Raw genomic sequence first — 14,676 nt, forward strand, 5'->3', positions numbered from 1 at the left:
ACAACGACCAATCTCAGGTTTCACCGATTTTGCTGTCCTACAGCGCCCCGATTGTGAGACACATTCCCAGCATGATTCGGTCGCAAAAAGCTCTTTCTCAAATTCCGGAAACCACCTTAAACTTAACCTGCGTCACCGTGAACATTCGGAACATTCGCGTCCCCGATCGACCTTTCAAGCAAGCGCTGAGGGGCCGACTTTAGACTGACCTTCCGCGCCGCTAGCCTGGTTTTTTAACCGCAATCCACCGGTCGATCTTCGCTTCCAAAATGCTCAGCGGCAGCGCCCCCGTCATCAGCACCTGCTCATGGAATTCGCGAATATCGAACTTCGGCCCCAGCTCCGTCTCGGCCTTCCGCCGCAACCGCTGGATGGTCAGCGCACCGATCTTGTACGCGGTCGCCTGGCTCGGGATCGCGATATAGCGTTCGACCTCGGCGGTGGCGTCGGTCTTGCCCATCCCCGAATGCCCGAGCATGTAGGCAATCGCGGCCTCGCGCGTCCAACCCATCGAATGGATGCCGGTATCGACCACCAGCCGCATCGCGCGCAGCATCTCGTCATTGAGCGTCCCGAACCGCGCATAGGGGTCCTTGTAAAAGCCCATGTCGTAACCGAGCGTCTCGGCATACAGCGCCCATCCCTCGACGTACGCCGTGTTCCCGCCAAACTTCATGAACGGCGGCAACGCCTCATTTTCCTGCGCCAGGCTGATCTGGAAATGATGCCCCGGTTCGCCCTCATGGAGGAACAGCGTCGTCTCCTGCCACGTCTGACGCTGCGGCAAATCATAGGCGTTGAAATAGAAGGTCCCCGGGCGCGAGCCGTCGGGCGTGCCCTGTTCGTAGCTCCCACCCGCCTGGAATTTCTCGATCGTCGGATCATACGGCCGGATCGCCAGCTTCGCCTTGGGCAGCGTCGAGAACAGCGTCGGAATCTTCGCCTCGACCGCCTTGCCCAACGCATAATAGTCGGCGTTCAGGGATTCGCGGCTCTTGGGCTGAAACTTGGGACTGGTCCGCATGAAGTCGAAGAACTGCGGCAGCGAGCCCTTGAAGCCGACCTCCTGCTGCACCCCGTTGAACGCGTCGGTGATCCGCGCGACCTCGGACAGGCCGAGCGCGTGGATCTGTTCAGGGCTCATGTCGGTCGTGGTCGTCGAGCGGATCTGGTAGCGGTACAGCGCTTCGCCGCCCTTCATGTACATTTCCCCCGCTCCATCGCGCGCGCGCGGCAGATATTCGCTTTTCAGGAAGTCGCGCAGCCGACTCGTCGCGGGATAGAGCTGGTCGACGATCGCGGCACGATACTCCACCTTGAGCCGCGTCCGGTCGGCCTCGCCGATGCCCGTCGGGAACATCGTCACCGGCGCATAATATTGCGATGCCTCGGGCTTTTGCGCGAGCTGGTTGTCGAGCTGCTCGATGACGTTACGGATCGTCATCTTGGTCTCGACCACGCCTGCCGCCTCGCCCTCGCGGAACCGCCCGACCGCCCGGTCGATCCAGGTCACGTAACCGGCGTGGCGCTTGAGGTTATTCTCATAGTCGGCGAGCGTGGCGAACGGCGCGCCTCCCTTGCCGCTGGCAAAGGTCGGGTAAGCGCTCTGGAAGCCGTAGAAATGGTTGAGCGGCCGCACCCGGGTCAGCGCGAGGATCTGCGGCGACAGGCCTTCCAGCGTGTCCTTCGTGCTATAGTCGAACACGTCGCAGGCAAGCTGGTCGGTCTCGTTCAGCGCGCCGCGATCGATGCGATGCAGCCGCTCCAGCGATTCCACTGCCTGCGCCCGCGACGCCTTGAAATAATCGTCGGTGATGTAATCGCCGAAGCGGTCGGCATAGCGCAGGTCTCCGCGATAGATGGCGTTCATCGGGTTGAGCTTGAGGCTCGCCTCGTCATCATCCTTGAACAGCTGGAACAGCGCATCGTGCGGGCTCTGCGCGGGGGCCTGAGTGAAGGTAGGCGGGGGCGGAACCGGCACGGGCGCTTGCGTCGCGCAACCGGCAAGAACCGTGGCCAAAGCCGTCAGGCCGATGGCCCCCGCAAGCGATGCGCGCATCAAAAATCCCTTATCGAATGAAGCTGATACTCAAATCGAAAGGGGCGCCGCGACGATGCCGCAACGCCCCTTCGACCAACGGCTGAACCCGCTCTACCAGAAGAAATTGCGGATCACGTCGACGATGTGGCCCGAGTAGATGTCGACCAGCACGGCGTCGTCATAATAGCGCACCCAACGATAAGGTCCGTAGACCGGCGGCAGGCGATATTGCCACGGATCGTCGAGCCAATAGTCGGGCTGGTAGTAGCCCACGTACAGCGTGAAGCCGATGTTCGGGCGGCGATATCCCCAGCCGAACGGATCATAGTAATTGCCGATGCGGAACACGAACCGGTTGCGGTCGCGATAGCGCTGCCAGTCGTAACGCGGATCGCGCCGCCACTCGTTCGACCAGCGCTGCCCGTCGCGATTGCCGTCCCAGCGGTGATCGCCATCGCGCTGCCCGGTGCGTGCCGTCGGAGTCTCGATCGGGCGAGGTTCGATCGGCCGCGTCGAGCCGCCGTTAGTCGTTCCCGGCGTGCGGACATGGTCGCCCCACCGCGTCGCGCCACCCGGCGCGGTCCGCACCTGGCCCGCATCCCGTCCCTCGCCGCCGACGCGCTGAGCTATCCGCTCGCGCCACCGAGCGATGGCCTCCGGGTCCGGCGCCTGGCGCGTGACCTGCGTCGTACCGTCGGGACGCGAGAAGCCGCCACCGTTTCGACCGCCGCGCGGCGCCTCGGGACGCACCGCGTCGACCCGGGCCGCGTCGGGAGCCGAGCGCTGCCAGCCACCGCGACCCTCACCGCTCATGCGCGCACCCATGTCGACGCGCGGCTGTTCGATACGCTGCGGTTCTACACGCTGCGGTTCTACGCGCTGCAGTTCTACACGCTGCGGTTCAGCGCGGGCAGGCTCCGCGCTACGCTCCTGGCGCTGCTCGGCGCGCGCTGCACGGCGATCGACCCAGCCGTCGCGGCCCTCGGGTTCGGCCAGTGCCGGCGCGGCAACACTCGCCAGCGCCAACACCAAAATCATCTTACGCATCGCGGTCTCCATGAGACATACCCGGCGGAGCACTCCGCCATTGGTGCGATATTGAGCTGATCCAGATTAGCGCGCGGTGAATGGTGGCGGAGGCGCGGCGGGCGGCGTTGCGGGCGCGGAAGATGTGACAGGAGCCGCAGCAGCAACCGGTGCGGTCACGGCCGGCGCCGCCTGCCCCGCCATCGCGTCGGCGGCCTTCGCAATCGCCTTGCGAATGCGCGGCGTTGCGCCGCAGCGGCAGATGTTCGGGATCGCCGCGATCTGCTCCTCGCTCGGCCTCGGGCTAGTCTTGAGCAGCGCCGCGATTGCCATGATGAACCCCGGATCGCAAAAGCCGCACTGGCTGACCTGCTCCGCCGCCCACGCCTGCTGCACCGGGTGCGCGCGGCCTTGCGACAGCCCCTCGATGGTGGTCACGTCGGCCCCCTCGAGCGCGGCGATCGTCACCGAGCAACTCATCACCGCGCGCCCGTCGATAATCACCGTGCACGCCCCGCAATCGCGGCTGTCGCAACCATATTTGGAGCCGGTCAGATTCGACGCATCGCGCAGCGCCCACAACAGGGGCGTCTCGGGATCGAGCTTGTAGTGGATCGCCTCGCCATTGACGGTCATGCTGGTCATGACATTGGCCTAGCGCGGCAAGACGTCTTGCAAAAGAGCCGACCTTCCCGGACAGGTGCGGCGTGGCGCGGATCGGGACATCGCTGGGCGCAATCGGCGTCGATGAACGTGGCGCCGGCGACGCGATCCCGCTAGTCTTCCTGCACGGCGTCGGCTCGGACAAATCCGCCTGGGCACCGCAACTCGCCCATTTCGGCCAGACCCGCCGCGCCGTCGCGCTCGACTATCCCGGCTATGGCGAAAGCGCCCCCGCCACCCCGAGCGACGCTGCCCCCCACGACCGCTTCGCCGATGCGATCCTCGCCGCGCTCGACGCGCTCGGCATCCAACGAGCTCACCTCTGCGGCCTTTCGCTCGGGGGTGTAGTCGCCATCGCCATCGCCCACCGCGCGCCCGACCGCCTCGCCTCGCTGGCCATCGCCGACAGCTTCGCTGTCCATCCCGACGGCCCCGCGATCCTCGCCCGTTCGCTCGCCACCAGCGCCGACATGCGCGCACTCGCCGAAGCCCGCGTCCCCGCGCTCCTCGCCGCCAACGCGGACCCCACGCTGACCGCCGAACTGGTCAAGGTGATGGCAAGCATCCCGCCCGACGCCTTCCGCCTCGCCTGCGCCGCCGTCTGGCCCGCCGATCAGCGCGGCCGCGCGGCGACGATCGCCTTGCCGACGCTTATCCTGTGCGGCACCCAGGATCGTGTCACGCCACCCGCGCTCAGTGAGCAGCTCGCCGCACTCATTCCAAATTCCGAGCTCTTGTTCATCGATGGCGCGGGCCACCTGCCCAACCTCGAGCAACCAACGAACTTCAACGTCGCACTCGATATCTTCGTGGCAAGAGGGGACGTTGCGGATCCGGAATTACCGACCGCTTAACCAGTCCATTTAGGACCGTCTTATCGTTGCCCTGCGAAAAGCGGGGTCATGGTTCACGCCGCCTTTCGCCCGGCTCTCGACCGGCTCGTCCTCGGCCTCGCGCTGCTCGGCGCGCCGACGCTCGTTTCCGCCCAGTCGGCCAGCCTGCCCGGCGCCATGCTGAGCAGCGACCAGACCGTCGCCATCCTCGGCACCGCCAGCGCGCTCGACCGATTGCTCGCCCAGCAAGGCGCCCCGGCAACTCCAAACCGACCCTTCGTCATGGCAAGCTACGCCCGTCCGATCGTCGCCGCCCCGATGTTTGACCAGTCCGCGGTTCGGCTAGTCCCCGCGATTATCCGCGGTCCGATCTCCGCCGATCGCCCCGACGTGTTCAACAGCGTCGCGCTGCCGATCGGCCGCACCCCGCTCGAAGCCCGCTGGCACCGCGTCGAATCCGGCGCGCCCGATGCTCCCGCCAGCCGCTTCGCCGCCACGCTACAGACGCGCGACGCGATGCGCCGGCTCGAAGCGGTCAACATGTACGTCAATTCGCGGGTCCGCTTCGTCGAGGACCGCGTGCAATATGGCGTCGAGGATTTCTGGGCCCCCGCCGCCCAGACGCTCAGCCGCGGCAAGGGCGACTGCGAAGATTTCGCGATCGCCAAGCTCGCCATGCTGCGCCGCGCGGGTTTTGCGGAGCGCGACCTTTACCTCGTCATCGCCAGGGATCTCGTCCGCCGCCAGGATCATGCCGTCGCGGTCGCTCGCGCCGGCGGCCGGCTGTGGGTGCTCGACAGCGGCACCGACCAGCTGCTCGATAGCGCCGACGTGCAGGATTACCGCCCCGTGCTGACCTTCTCCGGCGCGCGCAGCTGGACCCACGGTTACCGCCGCGACACCCCGCCGATGGTCCTTGCCGCAGCGCCGGTGGCCCAGCCGACCCCGGTTGCGGCGCCCGCGCCGGTTCAGGTCGCCGAGCTTCAGCTACCCGTCTTCACCGCGAGCTGGCCGCTCCCGAGCGCCGATCAACGTTCGCGCAGCGCTTCGCTCTTCGCCTTCAGCACCGGCTTGAGCAGATAGCTCAGCACGCTCTTATACCCGGTGATGATCTGGGTATCGGTCATCATCCCCGGCGTAATCGGCAGGACACGCCCCTGTGATTTCAGGAAACTGCGGTCGGTTTCGACGATGACCGTGAAATAGGCTTCCTTTTCCTTGTCGTCGTAGACCGAATCGGCGGACACCTGGACGACCCGCCCGTCGAGCCCGCCATAGGTCGAGAAATCATAGGCGGTGACCTTGACCAGCGCCTTGTCGCCGACCTTGATGAAAGCAATGTCGCTCGGCTTGACGCGCGTCTCGACGAGCAGTTTCTCGCCCAGCGGCACGACTTCCATGACCTTCTGGCCCGCTTGGACAAAGCCACCGATCGTCGTCACCTGGACATCGTTGACGATGCCCTCGACCGGCGAGCGCAATTCGGTGCGGTCGAGCTTGCCGCGCGCACCGCGCAGCGACTGTTCGTTAACCGCGATCTTCTGATTGATCTGGCTGGCTTCGTTGAGCGCGTCCTGGCGAAAGGAGAACTGCGCCTCGCTCGCCTGGGCCTGGGCCTCGCGCACTGCCGCCGCCGCACGACCCTGCTGCTCGCGTGCCGCGGCGATTCGTCCCTGGAGGTCGTTGACCTCGCGCCGCTTGTCGAGCAACTCGGTCTGCGGGACGATATTCTTCGCCGCGAGCGGCTCGAGCATCCCGACCTGACGCTGCGCAATGGCGAGGCTGCCGATCAGCGAATTGATCGTCGCCTGCGCTTCGGACCCGTCACGGCGGCGCTGGTCGGCGGTCGCGGCAAGCGCGGCGACCTTGCTGCGCAGCGCCGACTGACGCACCGCCTGCAACGCCGCTTCGCCGCCGCAGTTGCCGCCGGTGCAGGCGTTGCCCGCACCGGTCCCCTCGGACTCGAGCCGCGCCGAACGTGCCGACAGCGAGGTCGTCTCGGCCTGGATCTGGCCCAGCTCGGACGAGCTTTGTGTATTGTCGAGCTTGGCCAGCAGCTGCCCGCGATGGACCCGCTGGCCCGAGCGGACGAGCAGTTCGCGAATCGTCGCCGCGTCGGCCGCCTGGATCAGCTGGACCTTGCTTGACGGGATGACCTTGCCCTGCCCGCGTGTCACTTCGTCGACCTGCGCGATCATCGACCACAGGATGAGGATCGCGAACCCCACCGCGACGATCACGATCACCCGCGCCGAGCTTGACAACGGCGGGCGCCGGCGCTTGGTTGCATTGCTGCCGGGAATAAATGGAATTGAAGCCATTAGGTTCGTCCTCAACGCGACGCGACGACGGTAACAGCGACTGCAGCGGCGGTCGAAGCGGGAGCCGACGCCGGATGCAGCACCGACCTGGCCTGCGCGTCGGCGATTGCCTTGGTCGCGCGGTCGCTGTCCGACGGCCCGGGAATATTGAGTCTCCAGCCCTTGCTCGTATCGAGCAGCCCCCCGACATCGTTCGGGGCGCGCGCGATCGGCGGGCCCGCCGGAACACCCGAAAGGTCGACCGAACCGGTCACGCCCGCGATCACCGCGGTGCTGGGCACCGGGCGCAGCGCCGCAGGATCGTACGGCTCGCCGACATAGCGGCCGGTGAACGCCGCCGACGTGCCCCACGCCCCCGGCCAGCGATAGAAGATATGCGCGCCGAGTTTGGCGACCTTGGCCAGCATCGGCGCCCAGCGCGGCGCGACGTAATCGGCGTGATAATGGGTCGCCTCGCCAACCGACTTCTCGACATATCCGTCAAGCGCGGCCTCGGCCACGGTTTCGGCCTCGTTCCACGCCGACTGCGACGGACGACGGTACAGTGCGCCGTCGCAGACGAAGCTGAACTGGCATACTGACCCGGTCGAGCCCTGGTAAACCACCCCGCACACCGATTTCGGAAAGGCCGGATGGCGCGTGCGATTGAGCACAACCTGAGCGACCGCACGGCGGCCCTCGACCGGCTCGTAACCCGCCTCATAATAGACCGCCTGGGTCAGGCATAGCAGCGCCCGGCGATGGTCGAGCGAGGCCTCGTCGACGGTGAACGCGCGTGCCACCTGGAGCGGAGCTGCGGTGAACGGCAGCTGCGCGTTGATCATCTGGGCGTCCTTGCCGGTCGCCCGCACTTCGGCGGCTTTCGCACCCGTCGTCGCCTCGACCAGCGCGGCGGCGGCGCGCGGCGGGATCACCACCGACACCGCCTCGGGATGCGCGTCACCGCGCGTCGGGGCGAGCCCGAACAGCGCCGCGGTGGCGATCGAAACGCCCCCGACCAGCGCGAGCGAGGCCTGGATCAGGCGGTTCACTGCGGCTTCTCCTGCTGCGCGGCGGCGTTGAGCTGCGCGATGACCTGGGCGCGCGGCCCGTCCGCCAGGATCCGGCCCGCGTCGATCACGATCAGCCGGTCGATGATCGACAGCATCTGGTGGCGATGGGTCGACACGATCAGCGTCTGGTCGGCCGCCAGCGCGGTCTTGAGATGGTCGATGAAGTAACCCTCGGTCTGCGTGTCCATCGCGCCGGTCGGCTCATCCAGGAACAGCATTTTCGACGGGCTGACCAGCGAGCGCGCCAGCAGCAGCATCGAACGCTGCCCCCCCGACAGCCGCGACCCACGCTCTCCGACCGGCAGATCGAACCCGGCGGCATCGCGCGACAGGAACAGGTCCGCGCCCGAGCGAACGACCGCGTCGATCAGCTGCTGGTCCTCGGCCTGCGGTGCGCCGAGCATCAGATTGTCGCGCACCGTGCCCGAGAACAGCTCGGCATCCTGCCCGACGAAGCGGAACGCATCGCGGATCTGGTGCGGGTGGAACTGGCGGCTGTCGAGCCCGTCGATGCTCATCTGCCCTTCGGTCGGCGCATAGAGCCCGCACATCAGCCGGCCGAGCGTCGACTTGCCCGACGCGACCCGGCCGATGATCCCGATCCGCTCGCCCGGGCGGATCGTCAGGCTGACGTCGGACAGGCTGTCGCGCGACGAATTGGGATAGCGGAACGTCGCATGGGCCAGCTCGATCGTCCCCGAACGGATCTCCGGCACGATGCTGCGCGCCGCGACATTGCGTTCGTCGTCGGCTTCCATCATTTTCTGGAGCGAGGCGAGCGTGGTCAGCGACTGGCGCGCCCGCGTCACGAGGAACGCGAATTGCCCGATCGGCGACAGCGCCCGTCCGGCCAGCATGACGATCGCGATGATCGCGCCCATCGTCATTTCGCCGGCGTTGAACTTGTAGAAGCCGCCGATCAGCAGCCCGATACTGATCATCTGCTGCGCGCCCGACGCCAGGTTGATCGCGACCGACGTATGCCGCCGCATCCGCTCCTGAGTGCCCGCGCTCATCGCCGCATAGCGCTTCCACCGGCCGAGCATCTGTCCTTCAGCCCGCGCCGCCTTCAGCGTCTCGATCCCGCCGATCGATTCGACCAGCACCGAATGCTGCAGGCTCGAATCCGCCTGCGCATCCAATGCCGAGCGGCCCATCGAGCGCTGCAGGCTGATCCCCGCGGCGAACATCAGCACGATCCCCACGATCGGCACGAACACCAGCCAGCCGGCGAGCACCGCGATGAACACCAGGAACAGCGCAAGGAAGCTGATGTCGACCACCAGCACGACCGTCGTCGAGGCGAAGAAGTCGCGCACATTCTCATATTCAGAGACGCGCTTGGCCAAGGCACCGGTGCTCCCCGCCTTGTCGGCGAGCGGCAGGTTCATCACCTTCTCGAACAATTTCTGCGAGAATTTGGCGTCGAGCCTGCGCCCGACCTCGTCGATCAGCCGTGACCGCGCGAGGCGCAGCGTGAAGTCGAACCCAAGCGCGATGACCACGCCCAGCGCGAGCACCCACAGCGTCGGTACCGCCTTGTTCGGAATCACCCGGTCATAGACGTTCATCGTGAACAAAGGCATCGCGAAGGCGAGCAGGTTGACGATCAGCGCGGCCAGCATCACCGGCCAGAATTCGCCGCGCACCTTCCACACTTCGGACCAGAACCAGTGCTTGCGCACCGCCTCGTCCCACGGCCGCTCGGCGAGCCGCTCCCGGGTCGGATCGGCCTCGACGATTACCGCGTGGCCGGTGAAAATCGGGTCGAGCTGGTCGAGCTCGGTCCATATCGGCTCGGCGACTCCGGGCAAATACATCAGCCCTTGCGTGCCATTGATTTCGATCAGCACGGCCGCGCGCTCGTCGTCGAGATCGAGGATCGCGGGCAGTTCGCGGTCGGGCCAGCGCTTCAGCTTGCGATGGATCGCCTGACCGCGCATCCCGACCTGCTCGAGCGCCGGTTCGACCTGGTGAAACGGCAGCTTGCCGGTCGCGGAGAGGGCGAGCCCGGCCCGCAGGAGGACCGGCGACGAAGGCCGGTCCGCCTGGCGGGCGAGGTACGCTAGGCAATCGAGGACGGGGTCGATCTCACGCGATGGCGCGTTGTCCAGCCAATGCATGATACTCAACTTGCCAATCCTCTACTCATTCAGCGTGACGACATCGGCGCGGGTGGTCCCATCACCGGCATCGGCATGCTGTCCTCGCGCATGTCGGAAGGCGGAATCGGGTTGACGCGGAAGCGATTGCGCTCGCTGCTCCACGCTTCCATCGGCTTGGTCACGCCAAGGGCCTCGATCAACCGGTTCTCCGCCGCCAGCACGCGATATTGCGCATAGAGCTTCGCCAGGCTGGCCGTCTCGCGCTGTGCCTGGACATTATAGCGGGTATTTTGCGTATCGAGCACGTCGAGCAGCGAACGGCGGCCGACGTTGAACTGCTCGCGATACGACAGCAGGAGGTCGTCGCTGACCTTCGCCTGCGTCTCGAGCTCGCCGGTCAACCGGGTCTGGTTGGTGAGGCGGCTCCATGCGCTGCGGACATCTTCCTCGGCGCTACGGGTCATCTGATACAGGCGGCCATGCGCTTCGTCCGACCGGCGGGCCTGCTCGCGCAGGTTCGATTCCTTGATTCCGCCATTGAACACGTTCCAGCGCATCACGACGCGGCCGAGCAGGTCGCGGGTGTGACCGCGGAACCCGTCCATGTCATTGCCATAGCGGGCCTGGCCTTCGAGATTGAACTTCGGCCCGATCTCGCTGCGCGCTTCTTCGCGGAAGGCACGCGCCGCCGACAGGTCGGCGATCGCTTCCTGGACGCGCGGATTGTTCACGCGAGCAAGGCCTTCGGCTTCGTCCAGCGTCGCGGGCATGAATTGCGACAGGTCGGGCGGCACCGACACCTGGTCGACCGGCATCCCGGTCAGCGTGCGGAAGGTGATTGCCGCGGTGTCGAGATCCTCGTTGGCCTCGGTCACCCGCGCCCGTGCCGCCTGCAGCCGCTCTTCGGCCTGCTGCTGGTCGGCGATCGAGATCGAGCCCTTCGATACGCCTTCGCGCAAGTCACCCGCCAATTTCTCGTGGAAGGTGACATTGTCGGTCGCGATCGCCGACAGGCGCTGCTGGAGCAGATAGTCGATGTAGGTCCGCGCGACGTTGAGCGCGACATATTGCGAGCGCTCATCGACCCGCGCACCCGCGCCGTCGACTCGCGCCGCCTGACGCTGGAGCTCGGCGCGACGTCCGCCGCTGTCGAACATCAGCCAATCGAAATTGGCGTCACCCTCGGCCGGGTAAAGCGTCTGACCGCTAATGCCGATCGAACGGCGGGTCGGGTTGCGCAGGTTGCGCGCGCCAGCAGACACCTCGATGCTGACCTTGGGGGCGTACTGGCCCTGCGCCTGGATGCGCTCTTCGCGCGTCGCCTGCTTGTTCGAAACCGCCTGGCGAATTTCGGGGTTGGTGTTGAGCGCGGCCTGGACCGCGTCCTTGAGGTCGATCGCCATCGCCGGAGTGGCGCACAGCAGCAACGCGCCCGGTACAAGTCCCGATGCGATGAGCGTCCAATGCTTCTTGTTCATGAGTATCCCCTTCTGGTCTGATTAACGACGCCCCCCGAGTCCACGCGGGGGCCGGCGCTTTGGCTCAACCGGCGTGTGCCACCGGCTGAACCGCGTCATGATGAAGCATTGCGGCTTCCATCAGGTTTGCGTGAGCAGCGACCGCCTGGAAAGCGGCCATATGCCCGATGTCCCAAGCCGGAACGCCCGCCGCGGCCTGGCTTGCCGCCGCCGCCGATGCCGGACTTGCGCCATCGGCGTGGCCCGGCAGGGCATTGATCAGCGCGTCGAGATGGGCCTGGCCTTCGCCGCCGCCATTGTGCAGCGCCGCGACCAGTTCCTTGGCAAACTCGCCCGTATGCTGGGCATTGCCCCCGGTGAGCCCCGCCGCCGCCAGCGCTGCCGCCGATGGCATCGCGATCATCGCCACCGCGAAGGTCGCCGCATGAGCCGCCATCGCCGGAGCATCGGTCGCCGCCAGCAAGGCTGTCGAAGCCTCGCCACCGTGATCCGACGTGCCGGCCAGCGGATGGTCGTCGTTCGCCGCCTGCACGTCCTCATGCGTCGGCGCCGAAGCGGTAGTCGAAGTCTCGTCCGCCTCGCGCGTCTCGCCGCTGATCGATTGCTGACCGTCGCTGTCCGCAGCGCCGCTGACCGAAGCCACCGCCTGCTCGACATGCTGTTCGACCGTGGCAACCGTGGCATCGCTTGGCGCCGCGACCGAATGGGCCGCCGCCGCCTCGCTCGCCAGCCCCGCCGCCGCCAGCGCCGCAACCAGGGTCACGTTGCTGTTCGCCGCAACGAGCTTGAACGGGTCGGTCGTGGTCGTGGTCGTCGAAATCGTCCCGGTCACAAAGCTCGCGTCGGCAAGGCTGCCGGTCGTGCCCTGAGTGGTGGTGAAACTGCCGGTGCCAGCAACTTCGACCTGACCGTTCGCCGCCGTGTAGCTGATGCCGTCGCTCGATAGCGAAATCGAGGCGATCCCCGCCGCCGTCAGCGACTTCATTTCGCCCGCATCGACCACGCCATTGCTATTGGCATCCTGCCACACCGCGAAGCTGGCGAAGTCGGCGTCGGCCGCCGACAGCTTGCCGTCATGGTTGGTGTCATAGGCCTTGAGCCCGTCGAGATCGCTGCCGCTCGTAGCGAACATGATCTCGCTGGCGCTGGCCTTGCCGTCATGATTGGCGTCGTGGACCAGGATGCCGTCGTCCGGCGCCGCCCAGGCGGTGGCAACCTTGCCGCTGCCATAGTCGAACGTCACGCCGGCTTCAGTAGACAGGAAGTGCACGCCGTCACCATTGAGGTCGAGCACGATCGGCGGGGCAGTCGGCGCCACCGCAACCGTCTTGATAACCCCATTCTCGAGATACTGGATGGTCGGCGTGATGCCCGTATTCATGTTGGCGAGCGTCACATAATTGTCGCCGCCACCATTGAGATCGACCTGGATCGCGCCGGTCGAAACCGAAATGCGAACATAGCCCCCGGTAATCAGGTTGGTGCCGACTGCCACGTTGAGGATCTGCGTGATGTCGACGATGTCGCCAGCAGCGTAATCCTGGATCGTGTCGATGTTCGCGGCGCCCGGGTCGGTGATCGCCGCGTTGCTGAGCACGAACACGTCGTTGCCCGCGCCGCCGATCAACGTGTCCGCCCCAGTTCCGCCGACGAGCGTGTCGTTGCCGGCCCCGCCGTAGAGGTGGTCGTTGCCGGCCCCGCCGTAGAGGTGGTCGTTCCCCGATCCGCCAGTGAGGACGTCGTTACCGGCGTTCCCCGCCAATACCACGGGCGCTGTCGAAGCGCTCTGGTTTAGCGTGTCGACGCCCGCCGTGCCGATCGAACTTCCGGCGATATTTGGGACAATAGTGGTCATGACCGTCGAGCTGATCGGGTCTCCGTCTCCATCGGTCGCCACGACCGTGAAGTTTTGATCGATCGGACTTGCCGTCGCCGCCGCACCGATCGAGAAGATACCCAAGTCGAAGGTGCCGGTCGCGCTTTCTACCACCACGGCCGAGAAGCTCGCCGTCGTCGTGATCGTGTAGCTGTCGCCTTCCTGGACACCATGGAAAGTGACCGACCCGTCGGCATTCTTGGTGACTGTTATACCGTAGGCGACAGTCGCCGTGACGCCGTTGGCGATCCCGCTGATGTCCAGCGTCGTCGTCCCGCTCGTCAAATAGTCTTTGACGGTCACCGAGGTGATCTGCGTTCTTGTCTCCCCATCAGTCAAGGAACCGGGGGTCGTATCGGGCGCGATCGACGAGATCGTGCTGCTGGAAATCGCCGTGACCCGGATATCGACCGTGTTGCTTTGCGAACCACCGACCTGAGGGACCAGTTGCGTAAAGCTGGTCGTGGCGGCGTGGCTGCTGAAGCCATAGCCGCTCGCAGTTCCCGCCTGGGTCACCAGATTGTTGAGGAAGTCGATGCGTATCGCTTCGCCCGTGTCCATCGACTGGTTGTTCACGCCGATGGCCGTGCTGTTGGTATTGACCGATCCGGCGGTCCCGCCCGTGTCGCCGCGGCCCGAGATCAGTGCATCGATGACTGTCGCGGCGTCATTGGCACCGATCGCGGCGTAATTCACGTTGCCGGCGCTGGTGCTGGTAAGATTGGCAAAGTTGACCTGCGTACCGTTGGTGATGATGCCGGAGACGGTATCGAACGTGTACGTCCCGGTGGCTGGGTCGAGGTGGACGATGAAGCCGACAGTGCCATTGGTTGCACTGGTGCCCGTCGTCGCGGTCAGCGTGTTCGTGCCATCGCCATAGAGATAGAGCTGCTGACCACCCAGCTTGAGCAGATTGCCGTTGCTGTCCGTGGCCTCCACCTGGGCATCGACACTGCCGAGCGTTCCGATGTCGAACTTCAGGCCACCAAGACCGTCCGCCCCCATGTGCAGGTTGAGGCTACCCGTGACTGGGTTGCCCGCACCGTCCCCGTCCAGCCCCGCAGTTGAGTCTGGAGTGAACGCCGTCGGAACATCGTCTTTGACGTTGATGGTGATGGTGCTGGTGGTGGTGTTGCCGTTGGCGTCGGTCACCTGATAGGTGAACGTCTCGACCCCGTTGACCGTGTCGGTGCCGTTGTTGGCGCTCGTCTCGCTCACCGGCGAGGTCAGCGTATAGCTCCACGTACCGTTCGCGGCGATGCTGATCGTGCCGTGGCTGCC

10 protein-coding genes are annotated in these 14,676 nt (G+C 66.0%); 2 read left to right on the forward strand and 8 right to left on the reverse strand.

All coding sequences use genetic code 11. The features are described 5' to 3' along the window. Positions 1 to 220 precede the first annotated feature (220 nt). From Q0R27_RS04080 to Q0R27_RS04090, 3 genes are all read right to left on the reverse strand, one after another. Positions 221 to 2,059 (reverse strand): DUF885 domain-containing protein, encoded by a 1,839-nt coding sequence (locus Q0R27_RS04080; RefSeq protein ID WP_293941181.1) that lies wholly within the window; start codon positions 2,057 to 2,059, stop codon positions 221 to 223. Positions 2,060 to 2,152: 93 nt separating this feature from the next. Next, on the reverse strand, positions 2,153 to 3,088 hold the full coding sequence (locus tag Q0R27_RS04085) for an RcnB family protein (protein ID WP_293941184.1): 936 nt from the start codon (positions 3,086 to 3,088) through the stop codon (positions 2,153 to 2,155). A gap of 66 nt (positions 3,089 to 3,154) precedes the next feature. Next, positions 3,155 to 3,712: a (2Fe-2S)-binding protein gene (locus tag Q0R27_RS04090; protein ID WP_293941187.1), complete on the reverse strand. Its 558-nt coding sequence runs from the start codon at positions 3,710 to 3,712 to the stop codon at positions 3,155 to 3,157. Between the two features lie 62 nt (positions 3,713 to 3,774). On the opposite strand from Q0R27_RS04090, the gene Q0R27_RS04095 reads away from it, so the two are divergent. Together Q0R27_RS04095 and Q0R27_RS04100 are read left to right on the forward strand one after the other, a co-directional pair. Continuing rightward, entirely contained in the window at positions 3,775 to 4,584 is an 810-nt protein-coding gene (locus Q0R27_RS04095; protein ID WP_293941190.1) for an alpha/beta fold hydrolase, read from the forward strand. Positions 4,585 to 4,632: 48 nt separating this feature from the next. Beyond that, positions 4,633 to 5,646: a transglutaminase-like cysteine peptidase gene (locus Q0R27_RS04100; protein WP_293941191.1), complete on the forward strand. Its 1,014-nt coding sequence runs from the start codon at positions 4,633 to 4,635 to the stop codon at positions 5,644 to 5,646. On the opposite strand, the gene Q0R27_RS04105 is transcribed toward Q0R27_RS04100, so the two are convergent. From Q0R27_RS04105 to Q0R27_RS04125, 5 genes are all read right to left on the reverse strand, one after another. Continuing rightward, positions 5,592 to 6,884 carry an HlyD family type I secretion periplasmic adaptor subunit gene (locus Q0R27_RS04105; RefSeq protein WP_293941194.1) on the reverse strand — a complete coding sequence of 431 codons (1,293 nt, stop codon included), beginning with the start codon at positions 6,882 to 6,884 and terminating at the stop codon, positions 5,592 to 5,594. The two genes, Q0R27_RS04100 and Q0R27_RS04105, sit on opposite strands and share 55 nt — an antisense overlap. An 11-nt stretch (positions 6,885 to 6,895) precedes the next feature. Then, positions 6,896 to 7,915 carry a cell wall hydrolase gene (locus tag Q0R27_RS04110; protein WP_293941197.1) on the reverse strand — a complete coding sequence of 340 codons (1,020 nt, stop codon included), beginning with the start codon at positions 7,913 to 7,915 and terminating at the stop codon, positions 6,896 to 6,898. Beyond that, positions 7,912 to 10,059: a type I secretion system permease/ATPase gene (locus Q0R27_RS04115; protein ID WP_293941206.1), complete on the reverse strand. Its 2,148-nt coding sequence runs from the start codon at positions 10,057 to 10,059 to the stop codon at positions 7,912 to 7,914. The genes Q0R27_RS04110 and Q0R27_RS04115 overlap by 4 nt, the downstream gene beginning before the upstream one ends. A 29-nt stretch (positions 10,060 to 10,088) precedes the next feature. Next, entirely contained in the window at positions 10,089 to 11,519 is a 1,431-nt protein-coding gene (locus Q0R27_RS04120; RefSeq protein WP_293941200.1) for a TolC family protein, read from the reverse strand. Positions 11,520 to 11,583: 64 nt separating this feature from the next. Next, positions 11,584 to 14,676: VCBS domain-containing protein (locus Q0R27_RS04125; RefSeq protein ID WP_293941203.1), on the reverse strand; the 3,093-nt coding region annotated here is incomplete at its 5' end.

The organism is Sphingomonas sp. (genome assembly GCF_025362505.1).
Lineage (GTDB): Bacteria > Pseudomonadota > Alphaproteobacteria > Sphingomonadales > Sphingomonadaceae > Sphingomicrobium.